Source organism: Ruegeria sp. BI12, from assembly GCF_056537985.1.
This window is the reverse complement of sequence record NZ_JBQFSL010000001.1, coordinates 1004661-1031161: the sequence shown is the minus strand read 5'-3', so window position 1 is coordinate 1031161 and position 26501 is coordinate 1004661. Positions and strand designations below refer to the sequence as shown.

The window sequence follows — 26501 nt, the reverse complement described above, 5'->3', positions numbered from 1 at the left end:
GCGACAGACAGATGCCTACAGAAATTCTGATGCCCGCCCTGTCACCGACCATGGAGGAAGGCACGCTGGCCAAATGGCTGGTCAAGGAAGGCGATACCGTCACGTCCGGCGACCTGCTGGCCGAGATTGAAACCGACAAGGCCACGATGGAATTCGAGGCCGTTGACGAAGGCGTGGTAGGAAAGATCCTGATCCCTGAGGGCACCGAAGGGGTCAAAGTCAACACAGCCATTGCGGTGTTGCTGGAAGACGGCGAAAGCGCCGATGACATTTCCGCAGCCCCTGCCGCTGCGCCGGCGGCTGCTCCTGCTGCCGCAGCGGGCAACGAGGCTGCCGCGCCAGTGGCACCTGAGGCGCCCGCCCCTGCTCCGGCTGCTCCGGCCAAGGCGGATGGCGGTCGGATCTTCGCATCTCCGCTGGCCCGCCGTATCGCGGCCCAGAAAGGTCTGGATCTGGCGCAGATCGCTGGTTCTGGCCCACATGGGCGGATCGTGAAAGCAGATGTCGAAGGCGCAACTGCAACTGCCCCGGCTCCGGCTACCGCATCCGCACCCGCCGCTGCTGCACCGGCAGCCGCCGCAGCTCCGGCCGGTCCGTCCGCGGATGCTGTTGCCCGGATGTACGAAGGTCGCGACTACGAAGAGATCAAGCTTGACGGGATGCGCAAGACCATCGCTGCCCGCCTTTCCGAGGCCAAGCAGACGATCCCGCATTTCTACCTGCGCCGCGATATCAAGCTGGACGCGCTGCTCAAGTTCCGCAGCCAGCTGAACAAGCAGTTGGAAGGTCGCGGCGTAAAGTTGAGCGTCAATGACTTCATCATCAAGGCTGTCGCCAACGCACTGCAACAGGTTCCCGAATGTAACGCCGTCTGGGCCGGTGACCGGGTTTTGCAACTTAAACCCTCGGACGTGGCTGTCGCAGTCGCCATCGAAGGCGGATTGTTTACTCCGGTTCTGCAGGACGCCGACACTAAATCGCTGTCCGCATTGTCGACCGAGATGAAGGATCTTGCCGGGCGTGCCCGCGAGCGTAAGTTGGCCCCGCATGAATATCAGGGCGGCACATTCGCGGTCTCGAACCTTGGTATGTTCGGCATCGACAATTTCGACGCCATCGTGAACCCGCCGCACGCGGGCATCTTGGCAGTGGGAACCGGGTTGAAAAAACCGGTTGTCGGCAATGACGGTGAGCTGACAGTAGCTACGGTTATGTCGGTCACAATGTCTGTCGATCACCGGGTCATTGACGGTGCGCTTGGCGCCCAGTTGCTGCAAGCCATTGTGGACAACCTGGAAAACCCGATGGTCATGCTGGCCTAAGAAAAAAATAGGGCCGCGCCGATACCAGACCGGCGCGGCCCAACCAGATCACAACCGTCATGTGAGCGCTTGTGATCACCACGCGCGTTGCGCGGACGCCTACCGTCAACCACCTTGTCTGAATGAAAATCACGGACACAGGTGCCCTATGACTTCTACCTATTCGGTAAACTTCTTGCTGGTTGCAGCCCTTGTGTTTGGTATGCCGGCGGTTGCGGCGGCGAAGCCCAATACCTATCCGGGTGAACATTCCGCCTTCGTTTCTGATCCAGCCGAAACGGCTAAACGAGAAGCTGAACGCGCGAAAAGGAAAGAAGAACGAAAAAAGCGGCGTGAAGAACAGCGGCGCAAGCGGTCGATCAAAAAGAACGACCGCTTGAACTGACTTGAGTTACTGGTCTTTGCCCAGCATGTGATCCATCGAGATCGAGGGTTGATCGCACCCAGCCTCTCCGACGATCTTGGCCGGTATTCCGGCCACGGTTTTGCATGCCGGCACTTCCTGCAGCACGACCGAGCCTGCAGCGATACGACTGCAATGGCCAACTACGATATTGCCCAGAACCTTGGCACCCGCCCCGATCAGCACGCCATCGCCAATCGTGGGGTGGCGCTGTTCTTCTTCCTTGCCGGTCCCGCCAAGGGTCACCGAATGCAACATCGAGACGTTGTCGCCAACGATCGCCGTTTCGCCAATCACGATCGAATGCGCGTGGTCGATCATGATACCTTTCCCGATCTTTGCCGCGGGGTGGATATCAATCCCGAAAATCTCGGACGAGCGCATCTGAAAGAAGTACGCCAAATCATAACGCCCCTTGCGCCACAACCAGTGCCCCACGCGATAGGCTTGCATCGCCTGATACCCTTTGAAGTAAAGGATTGGCTGCAACAGGCGGTGGCAGGCCGGGTCGCGTTCGTAGACGGCCATCAAATCCGCGCGCGCAGCTTCGAGCAGTGCGGGGTCGTCGGCATAGGCTTCGTCCACGATCTCGCGCAGCACCATCATCGACATTTCGTTCGAGCACAGTTTGGCCGCAATCCGGTAGGACAGCGCCCGTTCCAGGCTGCGGTGGTGCAAGATACAGGCGTGAACCAGCCCACCCATCAAAGGCTCGATCTCAACTGCAGACTGAGCTTCGGCGGTGATGCGATCCCAAACAGGGTCGACGGGGGTCACGTGGCTGCGCGTTTCGAACATGGCTTTTCATCCTTTGCTGCGCCTAGAATGCCATTTAGTGGCAAAAACGCCAAACGCAAACCCGTGATCGACAGGGCAACGAAAATGAATGAGACGCAGGTGGAGGATTTCAAAGACCGTATCCGTGCACGATTGGACGAGTTGGCGCAGCATTCCGTCCTTGGAACCGAGGCGCAGGCGGTGGTTGAACTGGACCAGCAAGCTGTCGGGCGGCTAAGCCGGATGGACGCCCTGCAAAATCAGGCAATGGCTAAGGCTCAGCAAGCAAATCGGGATATCGAAACACGCCGATTGACGGCAGCCCTGACCCGGATTGACGACGGTGAATTCGGTTATTGCGAAGATTGCGGCGAAGGGATTCCGGTGGCTCGCCTGAACCTTGACCCGGCTGCCAGCAAGTGCGTCAGCTGTGCTTCCGGGTAACGTGAAAATGAACCAGACACCGCAAAACCATCTCAAAACACTGACAGTATTGCATGTCGTCAAAACTGGGCTCATCGGCCAAGGGCCGGGTTCGAGCCGCCGTCATCAAAGACCCATTGCCGAAAAGCGGGTGCAATTGCCCAAACTGGCCGACAAAAGTGTCGGCCAGTTCAGCTTCGTTGATCATTCTGGCGCACAGGTGTTCCCGTTCGGCCGACGGCACGTTCAGCAACGCGCGCGCCGCAGCACTTACATCGCCATGTAGAACAGGACGCATGTGTGCCTCACGCAACCTGAAGACGTGCGGCGGGACCTGGCCCGTAGCTGGCAGAGATTTGTGCAACATAAACTTCGTAAGCCGCAGTCACGCCGTCGGCAGCTTTCATCGCCGATGCGTATGTCCAGCGCGGCTCTGACGTCATCTGTTCGCGTATTATCGACCCGTTGATCCTGATTTTCACCAGATAGGATTCGGTTTCTTCCCCCAACGGCACGTCGAAACCATCCCAAGCATCGCCGTCCAACCGGGTTCGACGTATCCAAGTTATTTCGTCACCATCGCCGGTTGATGTAAGTCTGACATGCACCGGAGCATAAGGTCGCAACCCGTTACCCTCAAAAGCTTGAACCTGATGGAGGAACGACGGGTCGTCATAGCTCCGCGTTCCCGGCCCGATACGGTAGTGTTTCGCCACACGCCGTTCAGACCTCAACAACCCAGTTTGAAATACCCGTTCATCCAGCAGGACAAATGTCGAACCATCGGGCCAGATGTCAGGCATTGTAACGTCTGTACCCAGTTGGCCGCGCAGGCGACCTGAAAGGGCAAAGATACCCGGTCCCTCCAGCTCGGCATTGGCAAACTGGAACAGCTCCCAGTTGCCAGGCGTTCCGTCCCCGATTGCGGCCAGATTGGCCCCATTCAGCAAAGCATCGCGGGGGCGCGATTCCAGCAAGCCATCGACCAGCCCGACGCGTAGTGGTGCACCATCGTCCCAAACCCCGATGCTGGCCCGTGGCAGAGGTGTTTGGGTAAATCCGATTACAGCCTGCGCCGAGATGACCTCCTGCAGGGCATAATCCTCGTCATTCACGGCCGAATACACCGCGGCGCTGCCGGGCCAGGGGTCGGCGGACACGGCAAGGTAGGGCGCGTGTGGAACTTCTGATCCGGTGATTAGCGGCAAATCCATGAACACCGGCAAGACCGGAACCGGGGCGACAAATGGCCTGATCGAGACTTTGTCATCGGGAAGGTCTGACGGCGCGTATATCCCCGGCTCAATCCGAACCGCATCCGCCAGTTGCATCTCGCCCTGTTCCAGTCGGTCGATGCGAAAACGAGCGCCCTCGCCGCTTTGATCAAGACTGATGACATCACCTGCGCCGATGTGCCCCAATGAAGGTGGTAGCGCAAAGCGCACTGTTTCGCGCGACACACGCGCCTCGCTCAACCAACGTTCTGCCGTCTGACGACCTTCTGCACGGGTCATGGACAGGGGCATCTCGTTGACAGCCACTGAATGAGTGCGCGTGTCGGGTAATATGGCTTCTTCCGCGACAATGTCGTGGTCCCCATCCGATTGCACAAAGCGCAGGCGAACCCGACCTGTCATCTCAGCCTCGGCCTCACGACGATGCTCGATACCTGTCTCAATATCAGAGCTAAGCGCCAGATGCTGCTGATCCAATGCGATGACGCGCTGACCATTGCGCATCTGAAACCGCAACACCCCGTCCCGTTCGACCGCATCGAAACCATAGCGCAGCATCAGCGGCTGCAGGGCCGACCGTGCATCCGAAACCTGCTCGATAGCGTAGCCGCGCACCACACCGTAAAGGCGCGATGTGTCGATGTCGGTCACCCCTGCCCCATAACAGATTTCGGTCACCACCGATGCCAGCGTGCGCGACCCGGACCGCCCGTTTAGCCAATGTCCGCGGGCGTAATTCTCACTATCGCTCCATTGGCTCTGCAGGTTCGGAAAGGTCGGATATGGCCGCGCATCCCAGGCCCAGACATAGGCGTTGGACAAATCAATCATGCGTCCGCCGTAAATATCCGAAACCGGGTTGTTTTCCGCCTCGGACCAATAACCCAGAACCGCCTTCAGGTACTGCACCTGAATGAAGTCGTCACGCAGGCCGTTGGAGTATCGCGGCAGTTTGGATTCCGATGATTTCGGATCCAGAAACTTGTTCGGCTGATTGGTGCCCTTATCGATGGCAGCGCAACCCAGTTCTGTGAACCAGATCGGCTTGGACATGGGTTCCCATGCCGTCCGATTGGCTTGCCGTACCCCTCCGATCCTATCGTGATGTGGTTGCGACCACCAATTGCGTATGTCCTTGTATCGCCAGATCCAAGCCTCGTCATGCGCTTGATCTTCGATTGCGGACCGGATCTGGGCCTTGGATTCTTCGGTCGAGGCGTAATACCAGTCGTACCCTTCCCCACCTTCGACGTTTCCGCGCAGGTATTCCAGATCATAGATCGCATCTGCGCCAGCGTTGGCGTCGACGTGATCCTCGCCGTCACGCCAGTCAGACAGTGGCATGTAATTGTCGATCCCGACAAAGTCGATATTATCATCTGCCCAAAGCGGATCGAGATGGAAATAGCGGTCGCTTCCAGCATCGGCGGGTTTGTAACCGAAATATTCGCTCCAGTCGGCGGCGTAGCCGATTTTGGTGCCTGACCCGAGGATTTTGCGAACCTCAGACGCAAGAGTTCTCATCTGGTTCACGGCTGGAAACCCAGTCGCCCCTCTGATTTGGGTCAGAGCGCGCATCTCGGATGCAATACAGAAAGACGCCACACCACCGGCCGCCTTGCAGAGCGCCGCATAGTGCAGAATGAACCGGAACAGCCCCCATTCCTGCGGCCCCGCATAAGTGACGGTGCCATCGCCCACCGTAAAATCGCTTGCCCGAGCCTGACCAAAGAACTGCGCGACCTGAGCGTCGGCCTCTTCCGTCTTGTCCGGCGACCCACTGCGCCCCGGTGCCTCGCTCAGCGTGATCCGACCTCGCCAAGGCAGATGCGGTTGATCCGAGGCATCCGACCACGGATCCGGCAGCCCATTACCTCGCAGTTGGTCCATGAGGATAAACGGATAAAACATCACCCGCTTGCCTGATGAGTTCAAATGCCTGATCGCCTCAATTACGGACGCATCCGCCGGTGTTGCGCCATAGACAGGCCTATCGTTTTCGATCTGAACAACCTGTGCGGCGGCCCGGGATATGCCCGAAACGCTCCAGGGCATGTTTTCGCCGTCAAACTCCTTGTGCAGGACCTTCGGCTGCACCTTGCACTGGCCGCATCGCAGATCATCACCAAACCACGACACAACAAGCGATACTGCATCGCAGGCGGGCAGTTCAGCACTCAGCGCTTTTGTCGAAGTAACCAGATCGGAAACTCCCGAAGCCGAATGCACGTTTGCAGCCCAGCTTTTGCCCTGACCCTTGGAATAGTTCACCTGAGAGCTTGCCAGTGAATATTCACCTGTTCCGGGGATCATCGCCGCCCCGCGCACGATCCGGGATACAGCATCAGGCGTATCTGGCAGACCCGGCTGTTCCTGTCGGACAACCTCAAAGGAAAACTGCGGGACGCGGTTGCCGAATGCGGCAAGCTGAAGGTCCTCAATCACAACATAAGCCGTGCCCCGGTAGGCCGGAACCTGCCCGGTGCCCTCAACCGCCTCGATCAATGGGTCTGGCAATTGGTCATCGGTGCCTTTGTACACGCGCATGTTCAACCCGGCGCGTTCCAATTCTTCGCCATCTGCCCAGATACGCGAGATGTCAGAAATCTGCCCGGCCCCGACCGCGATCGCCAGCGAGATCGAATAGCTGTAGGTATGCGTGGTCGTTGTTGTCGTCGCCGAGCTTGGCTTGCGCGACCCTTTCCCACCCCGCGTTGATTGCGTTGTCGTGCTAGTGCTGCGGGTTTCCAGAAAGTCCGACGCCCAAATGACCTGCCCCCCGACGCGCATACGGCCAAATATTGTGGTGACCGGAGAACCCTCTCCGGTATCGGTCAGACGGAAACGATCCAGCCGCCCGGTTTCAACAACCTCGCTGCCGCCGCCCATCACCGATTGGCTCATCAATCGCTGGTCAATGACCCGCCCCAATGTGGCACCAACGGCCCGGCCTATGATTGCTGTGGAAAGACCTGCGACAGTGCCGCCGATCGACCCGCCAATTGCGGCCCCTGCTGCAGAAAGTACAATCGTTGCCATTTACCTGACCTCCAGCGGAAATGCGAAACAGGCGACAACCCGGCGACGCCAAGGGTCGCTCAGGGCGTTTTCTACAACTCCGTGCCCGGAATATGCGTGAATGAACCGAGGGACCGCGTCGGTTTCGCTGACAACACCCACATGTTTGGCGACGCCGCCATCGCGCATGCGGAACAGCAATACGTCGCCTACTGCCAGTTCCGAGGGCCGCTTTGATGTCAAATTTCGGCGGGCCGCATCCCACATCCGTTCATCCCCCTGTGGCTCTGACCAGTCCATGCTGTAGCTCGGCACGGACTCCGGCTCAGCTCCGTACAACGCGCGCCAGATGCCGCGTAGCAATCCCAAACAATCCGCCCCCGCGCCCCTGACGGACGCCTGATGCACAAACGGCGTGCCTAGCCATCGGCGCGCTTCTGCAACTATGTCCTGCCGGTCTGCTGTCATCGTCTGCTGCCCCCTTTATTCGGTTTGTATTTCTTAGGAACAGCCATCACCCAATCCTCGCCCGGCAAGTCCGGAAAACCTTGAAAATTGATGAGGTTGTTGAATTTTCTTCGACAGGTTTCCATGCGTTTGTCGCACCCGGCGGTTAGCCGGACTCGATCACCGACTGTCAGTCCGCCACTGATCCCCGTCCATAAGGTGACATTGCGCCCGCCCGTGATACGCTCATCCTGTTTCACCGACGCCCAAAGACCCGAGGCCGTGCCGGAAATCACATCCAGACGGCCACGTTCGAACCATCCCATATCCGGCGCGTCCGCACCTTTCAGTTGAAGCACACTGCCCGACGAAAGGTTGACGATCCCAGCCTCTGCCTGAAAACCGGGCGCTGCCACGTTGAATCGGCAAGCATCGTCGCCCAGCACGGCGGTGCATGGCTTTTGGTAAATCCGCCCCAAGGGCCGGTTCAGCAGATCCGTCAGCCCTCGCAGCTCAGCATGAAACGCCCCGCCACCACGACGCATTTCCCCAATCGAACCACGAAACTGTAGAGTTCTTTGTTCAGGGTCTGCCCAGTTCACGAGCCAAGCCTGAACCTGAGCACCGTCAAACCGCCCGGCCTCAATGTCCTCTTCCCTAATCGCGGCATCAGACAGCGCGCCCATCGCCTCAGAGTTATCGATGGAAAGCCCGGTTGCCTGTTCGATCGCCGCAGCGGTCAACCCCGAGCTTGCCTTGAATGTCAGCCCGTCAAAGCGCAGCTCCAAATCGTGATCGGTAAACCCATAGACCTGCCCATCCGTGCGCGTGATGGCCCAGCATCGACAGGTGGTGGTCATCCCGCTTTGCAGATGCTCCTGCAATCCCTGTGCATTACCGCCCATCAGACCCGCACCTCAACAACCGGAACGTTCGGCACGTCGCCCGCTTGAAAGCTGGTCACGCTGGTCTGAATCTTGTCCGTGTCGAACCGAACGGGCACGTCAAACTCGAACCCCGCCGTTATTTCGACATCCTGCGGCGGCGCATTGGTGAACGAGATCCGGCCGCGTGCCAAATCCACCTCAAAATCCACACCCTCGCGCATTTCATCCTGCTCAAGGCCCAGCTTCACTGTCCCAAGAACCGGTTTCAGAATCGGGCGCACATATTTGAATCCACCGGAATTATAGATTTTAACCAGTTGAAATTCAGTCGTATTACCGTCGCCCCGCGCGATGATCTGATCGGCATTATCCACCTCAGCCGTTGCTGCGCCCGATTTGAAGTCAGACCAATCCTTCCACCGAAATCCGAACATCTGCCCTTGCCGCGCCTCGAAGAACGCAATCAGCGTTTCGATATCGTCCAGGGACCGCATTCCCAACCCGGCATCGTAACGCCGCCGCGAATGGGCCCAGGGCGTGTTGCGTTCTTCAAACCCGTTGGCCAGCGTCACGATATCCGTGCGCCGCTCGGGCCCGCCAACCGAACCAAAGCTCAGACTGGCGGGAAATCTCACTTCGTGGAAATTCATAGCCTGCTCCCTCGTGTTATCTGTTGCGATTGCCGCGGCCCAAGGCTCGGCTCATCTGCGCCGCAATCTGGCTTTGACTGCGCCGGAACCCCTGCACATCCGGGGTGGTGATGTTCATCACGACGTTGACGGCACGACCTCCGCCCGAATTGCGCACCCCAAGCTTGCCATCCGGACCGCGTGCCAGCGGCATGATTGCCTCAGGGCCCGTCTCACCCATCAATCCTGTGCCGCCGCGCATCGGAAACGTGGTCGGGCCGCTGACGACACCGCCATTGGCGAATGGCATGACGCTCCCCTGCGAAAAGCTGCCGCCATCAGCAAAGGGCAGTAGCCCCTGCACCAGACCACCAACGGTGTTCGCCAGCATCCCCCCGAAATGGTCGGTCACCGGCTTGATCGCCGCCGAATACGCTGTACGGATCATTGAATTCTTCAGCACGTCCAACGCATCCGACAGGTTCATCCCGTCCAACACCACGCCATCGAAGGCCTTGCGCAACCCGCCGGACATACCACGTTCAAGCGTGGCGACATCCTTGCCAGTTTCCTCAAACGCCGCGCTGATCCGTTTCATCTGGCTGTCAAAAGCAGCCGCCATCGACGCCGCGTCGCCCAGCGAGTCGCCCAGCGCCTCGCCGCGTTCCTGCAAGTCATCGAAACCGTCACGATCCGTCATCACGCTCTCCTTGTGTTTTGTCGGGATAGGCCTCTAGTAACGCGTCCAGGCCAGCCCGGTTCATCGCGGGCATCCCAGCGCCCTGCCCCAGCATCAGTTGCAGCTCGGCCGGGGTCAGCCGCCAGAACTGATCTGGCCTCAGACGCAGACCGACAAGCGCGGCCCGCATCAGGACAGGCCAGTTGAACTCATTCATGCCTGTTCCGGCACCATGAAGGCCCGCGCCAGCAACTCGGCCGCCACTCGAGCGCCCGCCATCGGGCCACCCGCAATCTCGGCGCTTAGCAGGTCGGCACGGGTGACATCACCGCCCCCGCCCCGCAACCCGGCCACGATCAGCGCCAGCACGTCACCGCTGGAATAGGCTCCGCCTTCGAACCGTTGCACCAACTCAACCAATGAACCCGCGCCCAGCTCTTGCTCCAATTCCGCCAAAGCGCCCAAGGTCAGTTTGAGCACTCGCCTCTCTCCATCGATGGTCAAAGCCACCTCGCCCGTCCACGGATTGGCCATCGGATTACAGTGCCGTAAAGCTCAGCGCGCCGGCGCTGGCCATGCTCATCTCATATGTCGCCTCACCGTTATACGAGCCCGCATATTCGATACCGGTCACCTGAAACGCGCCCTCAACAATACCGAAATCGGGAATAATCACCTGAAAATCGGGCGTCTCACCATCAAAGAACAATTGCCGCGCGCGCTCATCCGTGCCTGCATCCTTGAACACGCCCGAGCCTGAGATTGACGCCGATTTGACCCCAGCCCCTGAAAGAAGTTCCCGCCAGCCACCCTGACTTTCCAGACTTGTGACATCCACGCTTTCCGCGTTGAAGCTGACCCGCGTGGCGCGCAGCCCCGCGATCGTTTCGAACAGACCGCTGCCGTTCATATCCACTTTGACCAAAAGGTCCTTGCCGTTCTGGGCACCCATTTGCTCTCTCCGTTGATTGCTTATTCGTCTTCCACGCGCGCGCGGAATCTCAGGTCGATCTGGCGGATCGCGCCTCCTGTCCCGGTGCGTCTGGCAGAGGCGCGCTCGAACCACAGGCCCACGATGCGTCCGCGGTCGAGGGTGGGTGTGGCGCAATCCAGCGCGTCACACACCGCACCGGCCAGGGTTTTGGCAGCCCCAAAACCTGCAGCCTCTGAGACAACCGAAACCGAAAACCGGTGCACCGCGCCTCCGCTCGATTGATCAGAAGCGTCACGAACTTCTTCCGGTCCCAAGGTCACATAAGTCTGTGGGACAGCGCCGGCTGGAACCGCGTCATAGATTGCGCCCGCCGACAAACTGCTGACTTGCACATCTTCTGAAATCTGTTTGAACACCGCCGCCTGCAGGGCGGCCGAAACGCCATAGCTCATGCTGCGACCTCCTCATCCGCGAAGCAGGTCAGGAACTGGCCACGCGGGTCGCGCTCGGCGACAGCGCGGATTACAAAGCGGCGCGTGCCATCTGCAAAGCGCTGATCTGGCGATGGCCGCATGGTTGACCCCAGGGGCGCGCCTCGGACGACGATGCGATATCCAACCCGTGATACGGGGACGCCTGCGACCTTCCGCTCAGACCCGCTGCGCGCGGTCACCTCGGCCCACACTGCGCCGAGAATTGCCCAAGTCTCGTTGTATCCGCCAGAGCCATCTGCCACGCGCACCGGCGCTTCCAGCACGAGCTTTCGGTTCAATCGCGGCGACTTCATTGCATCACCCCAGCGCCAAACCGAACCGTACGATAGCGTTGGATCAGGCTGGTAACACCGAATGGCATGCACCCCGCACCCAGCGCCGTTTCATCACGGTACTCATAGTAGTGCGCAGCCAACAGCAGCACCGCCTGCCCCAGATCGGCAGGCAACTTGCCCCAATCACCCGCCATCCCAGCGGTGAAGTCGACCCTGACAGCCCCCCCACTGGGCATCTTTGGCATCAATGACCCCATAGGGCGCAACCGCGGGCGCTGAACGTCTTTTTCCAACCGGTACATATCCGAAGAAACGATGGACTCCCCACCTTCTGCGTCCACCAACGTCACAGTTCTAACCTCGGTGACCGGAGCCACCGGAAGCACCTCACCGAACTGGTCCCGCCAAATGTTCAGACTCCATGAGAAATCCCGCTCGATCAGCACCTTGCCGGTGCGCGCTTCGATCGCCGCGATCGCCGCGCGCAGAAATCCCTTAAGAACATCGTCTTGCACATCATCTTCGGCAAAACCTGTGCCCAGCCTTAGATGGGCCTTGAACTGATCCACCGGCAGCGCCGCATCCGCGATGGCGGTTTCTTCGATCAACATCATCCATTCACTCCGCAATCTCGGACCCCTCCGGGGCCGACTTCAGGAAAATGACGGGCACGCGCCACCCCACGTTGCTCGGACGGAGGGGAGCAGCTAGACAACGCAGGGGATCTCACCCCGGCCCGCGCCCGCGCCCGAGGGGCCAATGACCCCCCGGATCCGCCACCGCTTAGGCAGTGCCGAATTTCACCAGTTTGATCGCGGCAAAGTCGCTCACGTCGCCGCCGACGCGCTTGGTCGCATAGAACAGAACGTGTGGTTTGGCGCTGAACGGATCGCGCAAGACGCGCAGATCAGGGCGCTCCGCAATAGTGTACCCGGCTTGGAAATCACCAAAGGCAATCGAGAAACTGTCAGTGCCCGCATCCGGCATGTCCTCGGCAATCAGCACCGGGTAACCCATGAGACGCGCGGGCTCACCCGCAGCCAGACCGTCCGACCACAAGAAGCGACCATCACTGTCTTTCAGCTTGCGGATGACACCGGCAGTTTTCGAGTTCATCACGAAGGTGCCATTTACGCGATATTGCGCGCCCAACGCATAGACCACATCGACAATCGCATCCGCATCGACACCGCCATCAATGCCGGTCGGGACATAGCCCAGATTGCCCCAGGTCCAGACATCATTGTCGACCTTGGCATGGTCCAGAATACCTTTTGGTTTGTCGGCCCCATCGCCAGAGATGAATGCCGCCGCCTCGGCACGGGCAAACTTGTCGGCGATACGACCGGCCAGCCAACCCTCTACATCGAAGGCGCTGTCATCGAGCAGGCGCTGCGACGCCTTGGGCAACGCGCTCAACTCGTGGAGCGCAATGGAGATACGATCAATCGACGGTGTCGCCGTCTCGCTCGCGGCGGCGTTTTCGTCGGCCCAGCCTGCACCCATGTCTGTGTGGTCGATCAGCACGTCGAACGAATTTGCCTCGACATTCACCACAGACGCAATCGAGCGGATCGACGCGGTCGATTTCAAAACCGACTTGATGATATCGGCAGTCTGTGGGTCGACCAGATAGCCGCCATCGCTGTTGACCGCGCTGGACAGCGATTTGGCTTCCATCTCCAGACCGCGCAAGCCGTCATCGTCGCCACACCGCACATAGGCGTCAAATGCCTTCTGATGCGGGGCTCCGTCCAGGGTCGAGGCCGCAAGACGCGGGCGCGCCGCAATGGTTGATTTACGATCCAGCATAGTCAGTCGCTCTTCTGTCTGTTGCAATTTGGTTTTAACTTCAGCCTTCAGGCCCTTGAATTCGTTCACGAAGCCAGTCATCGCCTGCTTCACCTCCTGAACCAGGGGCACACCCTCTCCGGTCAAGGCCGGGGTCTCGGTCTTGCTCATCAGAACTTCCTTGTTTGGGTGGGTTTGAGGCGCGCTAGGTTCGCGCCAGCTCCAGCCGAGCGTGATCAAACGCCTCGGCAATACTGCGCAGGGTGTCTTCGGCGTCCGGGGTCGTCCCTTTTGCCGCTACCCGCGCACTGGGCAGCATCGGAAAAGTCACAAGTGAGACTTCCCACAGCTCCAGTTCAGTCAGGACCCTTTGGCCCTTTTCATTTTTCACGGCCCTCTTGGTGCGATAGCCAATTGACAAGCCGTCAATTGCTCCCGCCCGGATAAGTTCCGCGGCCTCACGGCCTTTTTGCGTACTTTCCAACATACGTCCCTTAACCCACAGCCCACGCTCGTCTTCGCGCACGTCATCCCATACACCGATGGGCTGCGCCGGGTCGTGCTGCCACAGCATCTTGACCCTTTGACCTGCCGCCTTCAGCTCCGCCAACGAAGTGCGGTACGCACCACGCTGCACCATGTCGCTACCTTGATCGACTTGCCCGAACAGGCTGGCATAACCTTCAATCACCGCATCATCGGTCACCGACAACCCATCGCTGAACCGCGCAAACTTGTGCTCCAATTCCATGAACATACCCTCGTAAACATGTGAATTTATGGCGTTGCCACCAGAATGGATTGAAATGCCTGCGCCAGGATCACGGCCACCACGCCATAGACCGTCAACCACAACCGTTTCTCCAACCGCTCCATCATCTCTTCAATCTGATCCAATCGCCGACACAAATGCGCATGCTGGATTTCGGCCACCCGTTCGTGCGCGGCCAGACGCAGGCCAGGCGCGCATTCAAACGGAGGATACCCGTCACCCATCGGCGCGCTCCGGCAGCCCCAGTAAAGCACGCTTCTCGGCATCCGTTAGGAATTCTGCCCCGTTGACCCGCGCCCATTGCGCATCCCGTTCCGCCGAAAGCGCGGGCACCTGATCCAGATCGGGCTTCAGCATCAGATCCTCACCGGTAAAGCCCACCAGCCACTCCGACACCGCCGCCGCCACCCGCGTCACCAGGGGCAGCACGGTCAGGCGATAAAACGCCCGGTTGGCCTCCTGATAGTTCGAATAGGTCGCGTCGCCCTGGATCCCCAGCAGCATCGGCGGGACCCCAAAGGCCAGCGCGATCTCGCGGGCGGCGGCTTCCTTGGTCTTTTGAAACTCCATATCGGACGGAGAGAACCCCATCGGCTTCCAATCCAGTCCCCCTTCCAGAACCATTGGACGACCAGCATTGCGCGCGCCACGATAGTTCTGTTCGATCTCATCCGACAGACGCCGGAACTGGTCTTCGGCCATCACCCCATGGCCGTCACCCTTCCACACCAGCGCACCCGAAGGCCGCGCCGCATTATCGAGCAGCGATTTCGACCACCGCGACGCGCTGTTATGCACATCGATCGCCGTCGCCGCCGCCTGCATTGGCGAGAACCCGTAATGATCATCTTGCGGGTGGAACGATTTGATATGGCAGATGTTTTCCGCCGCAAACCGGTGCTTCTTGCCGCCCACAGCATAATCATAAGCCTTGGGCCACCCATCCGTCCCGGGCACCACGCTCATCCGGTCCGAGCGCAAGACGTGCAGCTCAACCGGCAGCCCTTCTTCGGCCTGAACCGCCTCAACATAAGCATTGCCCGACAACAGCAACTGTCCGAACAGAGCCTCCATCAACTCCGCCCGCCCCTGCGCCGCATTCGGACGGCGCATCAGCGAAAGGATCGGATGCGCATCATAACGCTGCACCTGATCCTGCAACACCAAGGGCAACGCCGCCGCCGCCTCGGCAATCAGCTTGACCGAGCGAAAGCCCACCGGGTTACCCGAAAACCCCGTCCGCGTCAGCGACACCGCATCCCTGGGGCTCCACGCCACGCGCCCACCCGTCTGCCACGCCACCACAGGCCCCGCCGCGCTCGCCTTTGCCTCGGGCGCTGCTTCAGCCGATCCACGACGCAAGAAATCGAATACCATCTGTGCTCCTTTCTGCCGCCGCTCTGCCCGGCTTGTTGAAAGGAGTTATGACGGAAAGAAGTTTAAGCCTCGGGAACGAAGCGGACGCGGGTTTGGCAACGCCCACTTCACTCTAGCTTTGCATTGAGTTCAAATTGCCTTTTTTGCGGACGAAGCTGCCGAAATGTCCGTTGGAACGAATGTCTGCTATCAAGTTAGGTAACAAACAGCATCCTTTGAGTTGTTTAAAAAACCAAGGAGGTCATCATGAAGTGCAGCGCATATATCGCAACAAGCGCAGACGGGTTTATTGCCCGTGCTGATGGCAGTGTTGACTGGCTTGAATCCGCGGGCAACCCGGAGGCTGGCATGGCCGAGAGCTACATCGACTTTGCGACCTACTTTGCGACCATCGATTGCATGATCATGGGTCGCAAATGCATGGAAATGATCAGCAGCTTTGATCTGCCACCCGATCAGTGGCCCTACGGAACAACAAAGATTGTTGTGCTAAGCAAAACGCTTCAAACGCCCCCAGCCAATCTGAAAAACAGAATCGAACTGTATTCAGGCGACCTGACAGCACTCTTGGATAGGCTTGAGGCTGAAGGCTATCAGAGTGCGTATGTCGACGGCGGCAAGACTATTCAGAATTTTATCAACCTCGGTCGACTTGACGAGATCACCATAACCCAAATGCCGATCCTGATCGGCGATGGAACACCATTGTTCGGAAGAACTCTCCGAGATGTCACTCTAACTGACGCGCAGGCAGTCGCCTGCCCGAGCGGTTATATCCAGTTTCGCTATAGTATTGAAAAGGCGTTTCCAAAAGCTGACTTTTGCGTCTAGCGCAGCAACAATAGAACAGGATGCTTTCAGTCGTTCGGCATCTAGGTTTGAAGCCAAAAACATCTCACAACGCCCTTACCCTAGGCCGCCGATACGCCCCCGCAGGCCCCACAACCAACTCATGCAGCGCCCAGACCAGAGCGTCGACGCGGTCGGGCGAGCCCTGACCGTCGAACCCGCGCGCGGTCATCTGGCACATCTGCTCTTCTAACGCGTCCAACCCGGCCACATGGGCTACTCGCCCCTGCTCGTACAATGCCGCAACTGGTTCGGCCCGCGCGACCTTGCCGCGTGAGGCCCGCACCGCGCGATATGGCACCAGAGGGTCCACCTGCCGCACGACCTGTTCCACCAGTTGCCCGCCCTGATTGACCTCGGCCACCAGCCGTTCGGCCCCGAACGCATCCATCGCATCAATCGCTGCCTGCGCCCAGCCCGCCGGGCCAACGCCCTGCACCGTCCGGTCAGCCAGCACGAACGCCCGCCATTTCTCGGGCGGCCCCTGCACCCGAGCGCCCACGACCACGATCCCGCAGGCATCCGCATCCGATCCCGCCGTCACCGCCGGGTCCAACGCGACCACGATCCGATCCAACTCCGGCACCTGCGCGCACCGCACCGCCTCCAGCATCGATCCCGTCCACAGCGCGCCCTCGGCATCCGACAGCAGCACCCCGTCCAGTTCCTGCCGTCCCAGTCGCGTACCCGCATAGCGCGCATGTACCTCCTCCAGAAAGGAGTCCGCCAGATTGGCCCGGTTCGCCTCCGTCGGCGCATGGGTCTGCACGGTAGAGGGCGACGCCAGCAACTCCTTCAAAACATTCACATTCCGCGGAGTGGTCGTCACGCAGACCCGAGGCTGCTCCCCCAACCGCAACGCAAATTGCAGCATATCCCAGGTCTCGCCAGCCTTCTTCCACTTGGCCAGTTCATCCACCCAGGCCGCGTCAAACTGCGGCCCGCGCAGCCCCTCTGGGTCATGCGCCGAAAACGCCTGCGCCTCGGCCCCGTTGGGCCAGACCAGCTTGCGTTCCGACGCCTTCCACACAGGCCGACGATCCGGCGGTGAGCACTGCAATATCCCGCTATCGCCAAAGATCATCACATCGCGCACTTGATCAAATGTCTCACCGACCAATGCCACACGGCTGGCCTCACCCCGATCCAGCGGCTTCGCCCCCTCAACCATGGACCGCACCCATTCAGACCCGGCCCGCGTCTTACCTGCACCGCGCCCGCCCATGATGACCCAAGACCGCCAGTCGCCCTCGGGCGGCAACTGATGTGGCAGCGCCCAGAACTCGAACAGGAAAGGGAGGGCACACAGCCCCCCCTCCCCGATCTCACTCAGAAATCTGTCTTGCACCGCAGCAGGCGCGGAGGCGAGCCAGCCTGCACCCGATCTCAGATCGTGCCCGATCAAGGTCGAGCGCATAGCCCCCTTGGGCAATTCCGGCTTGTCTGTGATGTTGTTCGACAAAGCTTGTCTCCACTTTCTGACAACTTCGGATCAGCCCCTCTATCTGCCCGAGTTGCTTGCCTGTACCAGCAAGATCTGCATCCTCCCCGGCGCCGATCTGCCTCCGCAGTTCTTCCGCTGCTTTGCGCAGACCGCGAATGGACGTCTCAAGCGACTGCAATAGTTCTGCCGTCTGGGACATCCGCTCTTCCGGGGTAATCAAAGTCATGTTTGCCTGTGACCTCATGCGTGAGTTTTTCCGCACGAGAGAAACGAAAAACGGCCGCCGGGTTTCCCCGGGGCCGTTGCCCACTTCTTCTAGCATGGCACAATAAGTACGATATTAATCACGTAAAGTCAATGATTTACGCAACACGCCCGCAACACGAAAGGCGCGATCGGGTAACCCAATCTTAAGACCTACCCATTGCAAGCGCCATTTGCCTTCAATCCTCGACAACACACAAGAGCCCCCAATCGGCGACATCAAAAACTCTCTTTGCCCGGTATTGACTGTATTTTTGCGAACAAGCGCGAAGCTGGGCAGGGTCAAATCGAAGTGATCCAGATTTTGCCACTGAAAGGTGTTGCGCGCGATTGTTTTCCTTCATTTTCTGGGCGCCTGAAACGCTTCGCTTTTCAAAAACCTGACACTCCATAAAGACTTCGACTGCATTGGCGAGCTCCACAACAGAATTCGGCTTTTTCATGATCGAACTTGACTTTTTCCCGGATACCCGTCATCTGCCCACCAAATTCAAGCGCTGACGCGTGAGCATCGACGGGCACATCTGCCCCACAGCGCCCATAACATCCAGTTCCCCTTCACGCAGGGTTCTTGACGCGACGACCGGATGGCGCAGGGTTCGCCTGCACGTCCCGAGGTCACGCGGAACCCTTGCCGGTCACGTACTGCGTGGCCAGTCACTTCTCGTTCGCGCGGCCACCGGCTTGCGGACTATAAAGGATAGTTACTTGTTCGACTTTGACATGCTGGGGCTTGCACCAGCCCTGAATGACGCGCTGAAACGCGCTAACTTTTCGCAACCGACCCCAATTCAAAACCAGGCCATTCCGCTGGCGCTGAATGGTCACGATATCCTCGGTCTGGCACAGACTGGCACCGGCAAAACTCTGGCCTTCGGCCTGCCCCTGATCGACCACCTGCTGGCACAGCCCGGTAAACCCGCGCCCAAAACCGCCAAGGCGCTGATCCTTGCCCCCACCCGCGAACTGGTCAATCAGATTGCAGACAGCCTGCGCAACCTGACCGGCAACACCAAGCTACGCGTAGCTACTGTGGTCGGAGGTCAGTCGATCGGAAAACAAATTTCATTCCTGTCGCGCGGCACCGATATTCTGGTCGCCACGCCCGGACGTTTGATTGACCTGATGGAACGCCAGGCGGTCGACCTTGGTCAGGTACGCCACTTGGTTCTGGACGAGGCTGATCAGATGCTGGACATGGGTTTCATCCATGCCTTGCGCAAAATCGCGCCCAAGCTGGGTACCCCACGTCAAACCATGTTGTTTTCGGCAACTATGCCCAAGCAGATGGAAGAACTGAGCCAAGCCTACCTGACCAACCCACACCGTGTACAGGTATCACCTCCGGGCAAGGCGGCCGATAAGATCGCGCAGTCCGTGCACTTCTTAAGCCGGGCCGAGAAACCTGCTAAACTGCGCGAAATCCTGTCGGCAGATATGGGCGCGCTGACTTTGGTCTTTTCACGGACCAAGCACGGTGCAGAGCGGTTGATGAAGGACCTTGTAAAAGACGGGTTTAACGCTGCTTCAATTCACGGCAACAAAAGCCAAGGACAGCGCGACCGGGCAATCAAGGCGTTTCGCGCAGGCGAAATCAATGTGCTTGTCGCCACAGACGTAGCCGCACGAGGTATCGATATTCCAGGCGTGGCCTATGTAATCAACTATGACCTGCCCGAGGTGCCGGACAACTATGTTCATCGCATCGGCCGGACCGCACGGGCCGGGCGCGAAGGTGAAGGCATTGCATTCTGCGCCCCAGATGAGCTGGATCAGTTCCGCCAGATTCAGAAACTCATGAAAATTGAAATCCCGGTGGCAAGCGGCACCATGCCAGAACATGCAGAGCCTAAAAAGCCGCGCAACCGCGGTGGCTTCCGCGGACGCGGGGTCAAGCCAAAGGCAGCGAACGCCGGACAAAAACCTGCACCATCCAAGCGTCGCCGTCCACGTAGGCGCCCTGCTGCATAAACGTTCAAACAATAAGGGCCGCATTTTAGACCCGGCCCTTATTTCTTAATTGCTTGAACTGTTTCGCTCCGCCTCGATTTCGCGCCACTTGGCGACGTTTCGATTGTGTTCCTGAAGCGTTTCCGCGAACGCGTGCCCTCCGGTTCCATCTGCAACAAAGAAGACAAAATTGGTCTCTTCCGGTGCAACCGCGGCTTCAAGACTAGCCAGACCTGGGTTGGCAATTGGCGTCGGCGGCAAACCGTCAATCACATAAGTATTCCAAGGTGTTGCACGACGCAGCTCACTACGACGCAGGCCGCGACCCAGCGTACCCTGCCCCTTGGTGACGCCATAGATGACGGTCGGGTCCGTCTGCAGCTTCATACCCTGCTCAAGCCGGTTCACAAAGACGCTTGCAACCTGCCCACGTTCATTGGGAACACCGGTTTCCTTTTCGATAATCGATGCAAGGATCAGCATTTCTTCCGGGCTGCTGATGGGCAGGTCGCTTTGGCGGTTTTCCCACACTGCATTGATGCGCAACTGTTGTTTGTCTTGCATCGCCTGCAGAACAGCGGTCCGGTCGTCGCCCGGTGCCAACTCATAGCTGTCAGGTGCCAGCATCCCCTCTGCAGGGATTTCGGCAATCTCGCCTGTCAGAGATTCAATGGACTGCAGTCCTTGAGCCACTTGCCAAGACGTAACACCTTCGGCAACAGACACACGATACCGAGTGTCGGCCTCTTCACGCTTTTGGGTGTATTCAGCAGGGATTTCCTCGTCGGTCACATCAAACGAAGCGATTTCGACAAATTCCAGTGTCGCCGGGTCCAGTTCACGCACTCGCGTCTGGATGCGCGTGACACCAATACGGTACTCAATCTCGGACCCGCAGGTGCTGGCACCGCTGCTCGTGATTTCGTCGATGATCTGCTCCATCGACGCACCTTCACGAACCAAAAAGCTGCCGGCCTTAAGCTGCTGCGATTTATCTGAATAATCCGCTGCCATGCGGAAGATCATGGCGCTGCTGATGGCTCCGTCATCCTCAAGCTGCTGACTGACGCGGGTCATGTTCGACCCGCTCCTGACCTGCAGGCAGATGGCGGTTTCCAGTGGACCCTCGGCCTTGTATTGCGACTGCCCCCACACAACCAGCCCGCCCATCAGGAACAAGCCAACAATCAGCAGGGTCAGCGCATTCGAAGCAAGAGCCCGCAACATTTAGCTGACCTTTCCGAAAATCACGCTGGCATTGGTGCCGCCAAATCCGAATGAATTCGACAACGCCACGTTGATTTCACGCTCACGTTTGGCGTTGGGTGCCAGATCAATCGGAGTTTCAACGGCAGGATTGTCCAGGTTGATCGTTGGCGGGGCCACCTGATCCCGGATCGCAAGAATCGAGAAAATTGCCTCAATCGCGCCCGCCGCACCCAAAAGGTGACCGGTGGCCGATTTGGTTGAGGTCATGGTGGCCTTGCCGGCGTGATCGCCCAACAGGCGCTCTACCGCGCCCAGTTCGATCGTATCAGCCATGGTCGATGTGCCATGCGCATTGATATAATCCAGATCCGAAGGCTCAAGGCCCGCGCTACGCAAAGCGGCTTTCATTGACCGCTCGGCACCATCGCCATCCTCGGACGGCGCGGTGATGTGATAAGCGTCGCCAGACATGCCATAGCCCAAGACTTCGGCGTAAATCTTCGCACCACGGGCCTTGGCGTGCTCGTATTCTTCCAGAACCACGATGCCTGCCCCCTCACCCATGACAAAGCCATCACGGTCCACGTCATACGGGCGGCTGGCTTTCTTCGGGTCGTCTGCATACTTTGTCGACAGCGCTTTGCACGCATTGAAACCAGCGATACCGATCTCGCAGATGCAGCCTTCACCGCCACCGGCAACCATGACGTCCGCGTCACCTGCACGAATGATGCGGCTGGCATCACCAATCGCGTGCGCACCGGTCGAACAAGCTGTCACGACCGAATGGTTGGGCCCCTTGAACCCGTGGCGGATAGACACCTGACCGGATGCCAGGTTGATCAGCGCTCCGGGAATAAAGAATGGCGACACACGGCGCGGACCTTTATCGCGGATCAGGTTCGCTGTTTCAGCGATCGAGCCCAATCCACCGATACCCGAACCGATCAACACACCCGTACGCAGGCGGTCTTCTTCATCCTCAGGCAGCCAGTTGGCATCTTGGCACGCCATATCGGCTGCCGCGATCGAATACAGAATGAAGTCTTCGATCTTCCGCTGCTCTTTAGGTGGCAACCAATCGTCTGGGTTAAACGTCCCGTCGGTTCCATCGCCGCGCGGTACTTCGCAGGCATAGGTCGTGGTGACACCGCTTGCTTCGGCATCAAACTGCGTGATCGGGCCCGCGCCGGATTCCCCATCCAACAGCCGTGACCAAGATTCCTCGACCCCGCTGGCCAAAGGAGTGACCAATCCCAGACCGGTTACAACGACTCTGCGCATGAAATGCCTCTTGCCTGCTTCCTATTTGAGAACCGCTCATACCCCGGCCCGGGGTCCGGGGGCAAGAGCAACGGCACATTCCATCCCGGCACCATTTCGCCGGGCCGTCCGCCGGTGCGGGTTGTGCCGAAACAAATTGCCCCGACCCTTTCGCAGATTTGAAAGAGCCGGGGCAATATCTTGTGGCATAGATTTACTGGAACTCAGCGACCGGCTCGTGGGCATGCGCGGCGACGTTAATAGCATCCGCCAAGTCAATCGTTTTGCGGAACAAAGCCCGCCCGACCAAAGCACCCGAGATGTTGTGCACATAGGCCAGACGCGAGATGTCGTCCGAGGTTCGAACGACACCGCTGGCGATAACCGGCGTCCGTGACGCTTCGGCGAGACCGGAGATCAGACCCAGCTGCGCGTCAACATCTTCGATATCGCTGTCGATATCGGTTACCAGAATCGCTGCAAAGGGCGTTCCTTTGAAGGCTTCGATGAAGGCTTCGGGGGTAAACGCGCTTTGGCTGCGCCAACCTTCGGTCATGACCTGACCTTGCCAGACATCCACGGCCAGAACGATCTGATCCGGGTAAAGCTTGGCCAGTTCCTTAACCAGATTCGGATCCCAGGCCGCCAGCGTGCCAATCACGATCCGCCCTGCGCCCTTGTCGATCCAGTACTCGACCTGTTCTCGCGTCCGCATACCGCCGGCCAGTTGCACCGACATCTCAGACGTGCGGATGATTTCCTCAACCAACTCGGCGTTGGTATCGCGGCCTTCGATTGCGTCGAAATCCGTTAGGTGCATCCACGTGGCACCAGCCGCAGACCAACTGCGTGCCGTGTCCGTCGGATTCACATGCCAGATCATCGCGTCGTCCAGACGGCCCTTGTCCAGTGTGACACACCGGCCGTTCTGCAATTCCATCGTGGGGTAAATCCTCATGAGCATTCTCCTCCGCTCAATCGCTCTGCAAATCCAGAGTACCATACACGCGGATAATCAGCCCGATTTTACCAGGATCGGCAAACTACGGCCGGTTTGCGGCATTCAGGAAGTCTCAAATTGTCAGTGGCGCGGTGGAGGTCCGTTGCGGCGCAGCAGCGTAACGTCGCTGCCGTTGAACGCGCATTCACGCATTGGAATGTAACCCAACTTGTCCGCAAGCTTTTGCGAAGCCAGGTTTTCCGAATTCACCATAGCGACTAATGGCCCGGGCATGATCCGATCAAACCAGTCATGGGCAGCCTGTGCTGCTTCCAGCCCCAATCCCTGCCCTTGCGCCTCAGGGACCAGAATCCATCCTGCCTCGGGGAAATTGTCGAAATCTTCGCCAACAGATCGGTTGCCGTAAAAGAATCCCGCCTGACCGATCATCTGCCGATTCGACTGCTGAACCACGGCCCATTGGCCAAACCCGGCCATTTGCCAGTGGCCCGCATTGCGAAGGAAGGAATCCCACGCCTCACCGCGCGACCGCGGCTTGCCGCCGATATGTCGCACAATGCATGGGTTACGCCAAATCTCGGCGAACCGGTTGAAATCCTCTGGCCGCATGCCGCTCAGCGTCAAACGGGCCGTATTGATCATCGGGGTGGATCTTATCATGCCCTTCCCGCTCTGAATTATGTGCCTCGGGTAAAAGGTTGCGAACGAATACGGCACCTTGCAAGCCAGAATTGGGAAAGGCACAAAAAAACGGCGCCTCCGTTGCCCGGAAGCGCCGCTTTTCAACTATTTCGAAGCTATTAGGAAGCTTCCGAGATGAATTTGACGGCGTCGCCAAATGTCTGGATGGTCTCGGCTGCGTCATCAGGGATTTCGATGCCGAACTCTTCTTCGAAGGCCATAACCAGCTCAACAGTGTCCAGGCTGTCTGCGCCCAGATCGTCGATGAAGGACGCGTTTTCTGTCACTTTGTCTTCTTCAACACCCAGGTGCTCAACAACGATCTTTTTAACGCGATCTGCGACGTCGCTCATGTCTATTCCTCATTCCGTTTTCAGGGCCTAGTGCCCGGTTCTGCCCTTGCCCGCTCAGGCTGGCTTTGATTTGCCCGGTGCGGGCGGTTGGGTCCCGGATGACCGGGAAAGTAGAAGGCCGACCATTTGGTCGACCCCAGCATTTATGCGCCGCCTATAGCATAGACAACGCGCGAGGCAAACGCTTTCGCACCTGCCCCTGTCCGCGCTCACAACATGGCCATACCGCCGTTAACATGCAAGGTGGTTCCGGTAACATATCCGGCTTCGGGGCTGGCAAGATACAGAACTGCCGCAGCAATTTCCGACGCATCGCCCATACGACCGGCGGGAACTTGTCCCAAAATGCCCGATTTCTGATCGTCGGTCAGCTTGTCAGTCATGGCTGTGGTGATGAAGCCAGGTGCAACCGCGTTAGCAGTGATCCCACGACTTGCAACTTCATAGGCCAACGACTTCGTCATACCGACCATACCCGCCTTGGACGCGGCATAGTTCGCTTGACCGGGGTTGCCGGTGGCGCCAACCACGGACGAGATGTTGATGATCCGACCCCAACGGGCTTTCATCATGCCCCGCAGAACGCCTTTGCACAGCTTGGCAGTCGAGGTCATGTTCACGTCGATCACGCTTTGCCATTCATCATCCGACATGCGCATGAACAGGTTATCACGTGTGATCCCGGCGTTGTTGACCAGAATATCAACTGAGCCCATCGCCTCGGCCGCCTGCTTGGGCAGCGCCGCAACGGCCTCACCGTCGCTCAGGTTGCACGGCAGGACATGCGCCCGCTCACCCAGCTCGGCGGCCAGTGCCTCGAGCGGTTCGACACGTGTGCCTGACAACGCAACCGTGGCCCCCGCACCGTACAACACGCGCGCAATCTCACCACCAATCCCGCCGGATGCACCGGTGATCAACGCATTCTTACCTGTCAAATCAAACATTCGATCTTCCTTTTGCAGCGCAACTTGCGTTGCACATTGCTCTTATGATTCGCTCTTAACCACATTCTGCACGTCATCCGGCGTGCCGACAGCCTTGCCAGCAATCGCGCGGTCGATCTTGCGGATCATCCCCGAAAGCGCCTTGCCTGCACCGATCTCCCAAGTCTCGGTGGCGCCCTGCGTCGCCATGTACTGCACGCTCTCGCGCCAGCGCACTGAACCGGTGACCTGCTCGACCAGCAACTGACGGATCAGGTCCGGGTCGCTGACAGCCTCAGCCCGCACATTGGCGATCAGCGGAACCGCCGGAGCCTTGATTTCCACCGCGGCCAGTGCCTCTGCCATCACATCGGCAGCAGGCTGCATCAGCGCACAATGGAACGGAGCACTAACAGGGAGCATTACAGCGCGCTTTGCGCCTTTTTCCTTGGCAATCTCGGCGGCGCGTTCCACGGCTGCTTTTGCGCCAGAAACAACGACCTGAGTAGGATCGTTGTCGTTCGCGGCCTGACAGACCTCACCTTGCGCGGCCTCTTCTGCGACTGCGCGCACGGCCTCAAGGTCCAGCCCCAGAATGGCGGCCATCGCGCCTTCGCCAACTGGCACAGCGCTTTGCATCGCTTGACCACGGGTGCGCAGCAGACGCGCCGTATCAGCAACCGATAGCGCGCCAGCAGCGGCCAACGCCGAGTATTCCCCCAACGAGTGCCCCGCTACGAACGCAGCATCCGTGACGGCTACACCTTCGGCTTCCAATGCACGCATCGCGGCCATCGAGGTTGCCATCAATGCGGGCTGTGCGTTCTGCGTAAGGGTCAGGTCTGCAATGTCACCATTCCAGATCAGGTCACTCAGCTTTTCACCCAGCGCTTCATCGACCTCGTCGAAAACAGCCTGTGCAGCCGGGTAGGCCTCGGCCAGTGCCTTGCCCATACCGATGGTCTGGGCGCCCTGCCCCGGAAAAACGAACGCGCGTGTCATTGCAACCTCTTGGATGACGTTAGGTTGCGATGGGGTGTAAACCGAGTGAACGAGCGGCACAAGCTCTGCATCCTGACACGCATTCTGTGCGTCAGAGGCTATTGTGTCGGCCTCCGCTGCATTTAGGGTGGTCACA

General features: G+C 59.1%; 31 protein-coding genes. 5 read left to right on the top strand and 26 right to left on the bottom strand.

Annotated elements, in window-relative coordinates; all coding sequences use genetic code 11:
- Window positions 1–11 precede the first annotated feature (11 nt).
- Together ACR0AK_RS05365 and ACR0AK_RS05360 are read left to right on the top strand one after the other, a co-directional pair.
- Complete coding sequence (locus ACR0AK_RS05365; protein ID WP_480792626.1) at window positions 12–1322, top strand: pyruvate dehydrogenase complex dihydrolipoamide acetyltransferase; 1311 nt, start codon at window positions 12–14, stop codon at window positions 1320–1322.
- Window positions 1323–1470: 148 nt separating this feature from the next.
- Window positions 1471–1707 (top strand): hypothetical protein, encoded by a 237-nt coding sequence (locus ACR0AK_RS05360; protein ID WP_480792625.1) that lies wholly within the window; start codon window positions 1471–1473, stop codon window positions 1705–1707.
- A 6-nt stretch (window positions 1708–1713) separates the two neighbouring features.
- Here the strand turns inward: ACR0AK_RS05360 and cysE are convergent, their stop codons facing one another.
- Window positions 1714–2523, bottom strand: coding sequence for a serine O-acetyltransferase (cysE, locus tag ACR0AK_RS05355; RefSeq protein ID WP_058277511.1), 810 nt, complete (start codon window positions 2521–2523; stop codon window positions 1714–1716).
- Between the two features lie 84 nt (window positions 2524–2607).
- On the opposite strand from cysE, the gene ACR0AK_RS05350 reads away from it, so the two are divergent.
- Window positions 2608–2946 carry a TraR/DksA family transcriptional regulator gene (locus ACR0AK_RS05350; protein WP_170564529.1) on the top strand — a complete coding sequence of 113 codons (339 nt, stop codon included), beginning with the start codon at window positions 2608–2610 and terminating at the stop codon, window positions 2944–2946.
- Here the strand turns inward: ACR0AK_RS05350 and ACR0AK_RS05345 are convergent.
- The 16 genes from ACR0AK_RS05345 to ACR0AK_RS05270 form a co-directional block, all read right to left on the bottom strand.
- Entirely contained in the window at window positions 2927–3223 is a 297-nt protein-coding gene (locus ACR0AK_RS05345) for a DUF7742 family protein (RefSeq protein ID WP_170564532.1), read from the bottom strand. The two genes, ACR0AK_RS05350 and ACR0AK_RS05345, sit on opposite strands and share 20 nt — an antisense overlap.
- Before the next feature lie 7 nt (window positions 3224–3230).
- Complete coding sequence (locus ACR0AK_RS05340; protein WP_480792624.1) at window positions 3231–7199, bottom strand: baseplate multidomain protein megatron; 3969 nt, start codon at window positions 7197–7199, stop codon at window positions 3231–3233.
- Entirely contained in the window at window positions 7200–7646 is a 447-nt protein-coding gene (locus tag ACR0AK_RS05335) for an NlpC/P60 family protein (protein ID WP_480792623.1), read from the bottom strand.
- Entirely contained in the window at window positions 7643–8530 is an 888-nt protein-coding gene (locus ACR0AK_RS05330) for a DUF2163 domain-containing protein (protein WP_480792622.1), read from the bottom strand. The genes ACR0AK_RS05335 and ACR0AK_RS05330 overlap by 4 nt, the downstream gene beginning before the upstream one ends.
- On the bottom strand, window positions 8530–9162 hold the full coding sequence (locus ACR0AK_RS05325) for a phage distal tail protein, Rcc01695 family (RefSeq protein WP_480792621.1): 633 nt from the start codon (window positions 9160–9162) through the stop codon (window positions 8530–8532). The genes ACR0AK_RS05330 and ACR0AK_RS05325 overlap by 1 nt, the downstream gene beginning before the upstream one ends.
- Before the next feature lie 16 nt (window positions 9163–9178).
- A complete protein-coding gene (locus tag ACR0AK_RS05320; protein ID WP_480792620.1) occupies window positions 9179–9841 on the bottom strand; it encodes a phage tail tape measure protein in 663 nt (220 codons plus the stop codon).
- Entirely contained in the window at window positions 9828–10037 is a 210-nt protein-coding gene (locus ACR0AK_RS05315; protein WP_480792619.1) for a rcc01693 family protein, read from the bottom strand. The genes ACR0AK_RS05320 and ACR0AK_RS05315 overlap by 14 nt, the downstream gene beginning before the upstream one ends.
- Window positions 10034–10354: a gene transfer agent family protein gene (locus tag ACR0AK_RS05310; RefSeq protein WP_480792618.1), complete on the bottom strand. Its 321-nt coding sequence runs from the start codon at window positions 10352–10354 to the stop codon at window positions 10034–10036. Before ACR0AK_RS05310 ends, ACR0AK_RS05315 begins: the two co-directional genes overlap by 4 nt.
- A 4-nt stretch (window positions 10355–10358) precedes the next feature.
- On the bottom strand, window positions 10359–10772 hold the full coding sequence (locus ACR0AK_RS05305) for a phage major tail protein, TP901-1 family (RefSeq protein WP_480792617.1): 414 nt from the start codon (window positions 10770–10772) through the stop codon (window positions 10359–10361).
- A 20-nt stretch (window positions 10773–10792) separates the two neighbouring features.
- Complete coding sequence (locus tag ACR0AK_RS05300; protein WP_480792616.1) at window positions 10793–11206, bottom strand: DUF3168 domain-containing protein; 414 nt, start codon at window positions 11204–11206, stop codon at window positions 10793–10795.
- The gene (locus ACR0AK_RS05295) at window positions 11203–11541 is read right to left on the bottom strand and encodes a head-tail adaptor protein (protein ID WP_170564559.1); all 339 of its coding nucleotides are present in this window, start codon (window positions 11539–11541) and stop codon (window positions 11203–11205) included. The genes ACR0AK_RS05300 and ACR0AK_RS05295 overlap by 4 nt, the downstream gene beginning before the upstream one ends.
- Window positions 11538–12137 (bottom strand): head-tail connector protein, encoded by a 600-nt coding sequence (locus ACR0AK_RS05290; protein WP_480792615.1) that lies wholly within the window; start codon window positions 12135–12137, stop codon window positions 11538–11540. The genes ACR0AK_RS05295 and ACR0AK_RS05290 overlap by 4 nt, the downstream gene beginning before the upstream one ends.
- Window positions 12138–12306: 169 nt before the next feature.
- Window positions 12307–13485 carry a phage major capsid protein gene (locus tag ACR0AK_RS05285; RefSeq protein ID WP_480792614.1) on the bottom strand — a complete coding sequence of 393 codons (1179 nt, stop codon included), beginning with the start codon at window positions 13483–13485 and terminating at the stop codon, window positions 12307–12309.
- A gap of 34 nt (window positions 13486–13519) precedes the next feature.
- Window positions 13520–14065, bottom strand: a complete 546-nt coding sequence (locus tag ACR0AK_RS05280) for an HK97 family phage prohead protease (protein ID WP_438826361.1) — start codon at window positions 14063–14065, stop codon at window positions 13520–13522.
- A gap of 26 nt (window positions 14066–14091) precedes the next feature.
- Window positions 14092–14310, bottom strand: a complete 219-nt coding sequence (locus ACR0AK_RS05275; protein ID WP_480792613.1) for a GTA head formation protein, RCAP_rcc01685 family — start codon at window positions 14308–14310, stop codon at window positions 14092–14094.
- Complete coding sequence (locus ACR0AK_RS05270) at window positions 14303–15463, bottom strand: phage portal protein (RefSeq protein ID WP_480792612.1); 1161 nt, start codon at window positions 15461–15463, stop codon at window positions 14303–14305. Before ACR0AK_RS05270 ends, ACR0AK_RS05275 begins: the two co-directional genes overlap by 8 nt.
- A gap of 246 nt (window positions 15464–15709) precedes the next feature.
- On the opposite strand from ACR0AK_RS05270, the gene ACR0AK_RS05265 reads away from it, so the two are divergent.
- Window positions 15710–16294 carry a dihydrofolate reductase family protein gene (locus tag ACR0AK_RS05265; protein WP_480792611.1) on the top strand — a complete coding sequence of 195 codons (585 nt, stop codon included), beginning with the start codon at window positions 15710–15712 and terminating at the stop codon, window positions 16292–16294.
- Between the two features lie 64 nt (window positions 16295–16358).
- Here ACR0AK_RS05265 and ACR0AK_RS05260 read toward each other — a convergent pair whose 3' ends face one another.
- Window positions 16359–17729, bottom strand: a complete 1371-nt coding sequence (locus ACR0AK_RS05260; protein WP_480793635.1) for a DNA-packaging protein — start codon at window positions 17727–17729, stop codon at window positions 16359–16361.
- Window positions 17730–18199: 470 nt separating this feature from the next.
- On the bottom strand, window positions 18200–18463 hold the full coding sequence (locus ACR0AK_RS05255) for a hypothetical protein (protein WP_480792610.1): 264 nt from the start codon (window positions 18461–18463) through the stop codon (window positions 18200–18202).
- Between the two features lie 265 nt (window positions 18464–18728).
- Here ACR0AK_RS05255 and ACR0AK_RS05250 point away from each other — a divergent pair, with 265 nt between their 5' ends.
- Window positions 18729–19991 (top strand): DEAD/DEAH box helicase, encoded by a 1263-nt coding sequence (locus ACR0AK_RS05250; RefSeq protein ID WP_480792609.1) that lies wholly within the window; start codon window positions 18729–18731, stop codon window positions 19989–19991.
- 45 nt (window positions 19992–20036) lie between these two features.
- Here the strand turns inward: ACR0AK_RS05250 and mltG are convergent, their stop codons facing one another.
- From mltG to fabD, 7 genes are all read right to left on the bottom strand, one after another.
- Window positions 20037–21197 carry an endolytic transglycosylase MltG gene (gene mltG, locus ACR0AK_RS05245; RefSeq protein ID WP_170564591.1) on the bottom strand — a complete coding sequence of 387 codons (1161 nt, stop codon included), beginning with the start codon at window positions 21195–21197 and terminating at the stop codon, window positions 20037–20039.
- Entirely contained in the window at window positions 21198–22463 is a 1266-nt protein-coding gene (fabF, locus tag ACR0AK_RS05240) for a beta-ketoacyl-ACP synthase II (RefSeq protein ID WP_170564594.1), read from the bottom strand.
- A gap of 193 nt (window positions 22464–22656) precedes the next feature.
- Window positions 22657–23400, bottom strand: coding sequence for a 1-(5-phosphoribosyl)-5-[(5-phosphoribosylamino)methylideneamino]imidazole-4-carboxamide isomerase (locus ACR0AK_RS05235; protein WP_170564597.1), 744 nt, complete (start codon window positions 23398–23400; stop codon window positions 22657–22659).
- 123 nt (window positions 23401–23523) lie between these two features.
- Window positions 23524–24063 carry a GNAT family N-acetyltransferase gene (locus tag ACR0AK_RS05230; RefSeq protein ID WP_480792608.1) on the bottom strand — a complete coding sequence of 180 codons (540 nt, stop codon included), beginning with the start codon at window positions 24061–24063 and terminating at the stop codon, window positions 23524–23526.
- Between the two features lie 140 nt (window positions 24064–24203).
- The gene (locus ACR0AK_RS05225; protein WP_005982462.1) at window positions 24204–24437 is read right to left on the bottom strand and encodes an acyl carrier protein; all 234 of its coding nucleotides are present in this window, start codon (window positions 24435–24437) and stop codon (window positions 24204–24206) included.
- Window positions 24438–24646: 209 nt separating this feature from the next.
- Window positions 24647–25384 (bottom strand): 3-oxoacyl-[acyl-carrier-protein] reductase, encoded by a 738-nt coding sequence (fabG, locus tag ACR0AK_RS05220; RefSeq protein ID WP_170564603.1) that lies wholly within the window; start codon window positions 25382–25384, stop codon window positions 24647–24649.
- A gap of 42 nt (window positions 25385–25426) precedes the next feature.
- Entirely contained in the window at window positions 25427–26365 is a 939-nt protein-coding gene (fabD, locus tag ACR0AK_RS05215) for an ACP S-malonyltransferase (protein ID WP_480792607.1), read from the bottom strand.
- Window positions 26366–26501: the final 136 nt, after the last annotated feature.

Coding starts and splice junctions, on each gene's coding strand:
- ACR0AK_RS05365 (WP_480792626.1), top strand. CDS start 12: ATGCCTACAGAAATTCTGATGCCCGCCCTGTCACCGACCATGGAGGAA.
- ACR0AK_RS05360 (WP_480792625.1), top strand. CDS start 1,471: ATGACTTCTACCTATTCGGTAAACTTCTTGCTGGTTGCAGCCCTTGTG.
- cysE (WP_058277511.1), bottom strand. CDS start 2,523: ATGTTCGAAACGCGCAGCCACGTGACCCCCGTCGACCCTGTTTGGGAT.
- ACR0AK_RS05350 (WP_170564529.1), top strand. CDS start 2,608: ATGAATGAGACGCAGGTGGAGGATTTCAAAGACCGTATCCGTGCACGA.
- ACR0AK_RS05345 (WP_170564532.1), bottom strand. CDS start 3,223: ATGCGTCCTGTTCTACATGGCGATGTAAGTGCTGCGGCGCGCGCGTTG.
- ACR0AK_RS05340 (WP_480792624.1), bottom strand. CDS start 7,199: ATGGCAACGATTGTACTTTCTGCAGCAGGGGCCGCAATTGGCGGGTCG.
- ACR0AK_RS05335 (WP_480792623.1), bottom strand. CDS start 7,646: ATGACAGCAGACCGGCAGGACATAGTTGCAGAAGCGCGCCGATGGCTA.
- ACR0AK_RS05330 (WP_480792622.1), bottom strand. CDS start 8,530: ATGGGCGGTAATGCACAGGGATTGCAGGAGCATCTGCAAAGCGGGATG.
- ACR0AK_RS05325 (WP_480792621.1), bottom strand. CDS start 9,162: ATGAATTTCCACGAAGTGAGATTTCCCGCCAGTCTGAGCTTTGGTTCG.
- ACR0AK_RS05320 (WP_480792620.1), bottom strand. CDS start 9,841: ATGACGGATCGTGACGGTTTCGATGACTTGCAGGAACGCGGCGAGGCG.
- ACR0AK_RS05315 (WP_480792619.1), bottom strand. CDS start 10,037: ATGAATGAGTTCAACTGGCCTGTCCTGATGCGGGCCGCGCTTGTCGGT.
- ACR0AK_RS05310 (WP_480792618.1), bottom strand. CDS start 10,354: ATGGCCAATCCGTGGACGGGCGAGGTGGCTTTGACCATCGATGGAGAG.
- ACR0AK_RS05305 (WP_480792617.1), bottom strand. CDS start 10,772: ATGGGTGCCCAGAACGGCAAGGACCTTTTGGTCAAAGTGGATATGAAC.
- ACR0AK_RS05300 (WP_480792616.1), bottom strand. CDS start 11,206: ATGAGCTATGGCGTTTCGGCCGCCCTGCAGGCGGCGGTGTTCAAACAG.
- ACR0AK_RS05295 (WP_170564559.1), bottom strand. CDS start 11,541: ATGAAGTCGCCGCGATTGAACCGAAAGCTCGTGCTGGAAGCGCCGGTG.
- ACR0AK_RS05290 (WP_480792615.1), bottom strand. CDS start 12,137: ATGATGTTGATCGAAGAAACCGCCATCGCGGATGCGGCGCTGCCGGTG.
- ACR0AK_RS05285 (WP_480792614.1), bottom strand. CDS start 13,485: ATGAGCAAGACCGAGACCCCGGCCTTGACCGGAGAGGGTGTGCCCCTG.
- ACR0AK_RS05280 (WP_438826361.1), bottom strand. CDS start 14,065: ATGGAATTGGAGCACAAGTTTGCGCGGTTCAGCGATGGGTTGTCGGTG.
- ACR0AK_RS05275 (WP_480792613.1), bottom strand. CDS start 14,310: ATGGGTGACGGGTATCCTCCGTTTGAATGCGCGCCTGGCCTGCGTCTG.
- ACR0AK_RS05270 (WP_480792612.1), bottom strand. CDS start 15,463: ATGGTATTCGATTTCTTGCGTCGTGGATCGGCTGAAGCAGCGCCCGAG.
- ACR0AK_RS05265 (WP_480792611.1), top strand. CDS start 15,710: ATGAAGTGCAGCGCATATATCGCAACAAGCGCAGACGGGTTTATTGCC.
- ACR0AK_RS05260 (WP_480793635.1), bottom strand. CDS start 17,729: ATGCGCTCGACCTTGATCGGGCACGATCTGAGATCGGGTGCAGGCTGG.
- ACR0AK_RS05255 (WP_480792610.1), bottom strand. CDS start 18,463: ATGAAAAAGCCGAATTCTGTTGTGGAGCTCGCCAATGCAGTCGAAGTC.
- mltG (WP_170564591.1), bottom strand. CDS start 21,197: ATGTTGCGGGCTCTTGCTTCGAATGCGCTGACCCTGCTGATTGTTGGC.
- fabF (WP_170564594.1), bottom strand. CDS start 22,463: ATGCGCAGAGTCGTTGTAACCGGTCTGGGATTGGTCACTCCTTTGGCC.
- ACR0AK_RS05235 (WP_170564597.1), bottom strand. CDS start 23,400: ATGAGGATTTACCCCACGATGGAATTGCAGAACGGCCGGTGTGTCACA.
- ACR0AK_RS05230 (WP_480792608.1), bottom strand. CDS start 24,063: ATGATAAGATCCACCCCGATGATCAATACGGCCCGTTTGACGCTGAGC.
- ACR0AK_RS05225 (WP_005982462.1), bottom strand. CDS start 24,437: ATGAGCGACGTCGCAGATCGCGTTAAAAAGATCGTTGTTGAGCACCTG.
- fabG (WP_170564603.1), bottom strand. CDS start 25,384: ATGTTTGATTTGACAGGTAAGAATGCGTTGATCACCGGTGCATCCGGC.
- fabD (WP_480792607.1), bottom strand. CDS start 26,365: ATGACACGCGCGTTCGTTTTTCCGGGGCAGGGCGCCCAGACCATCGGT.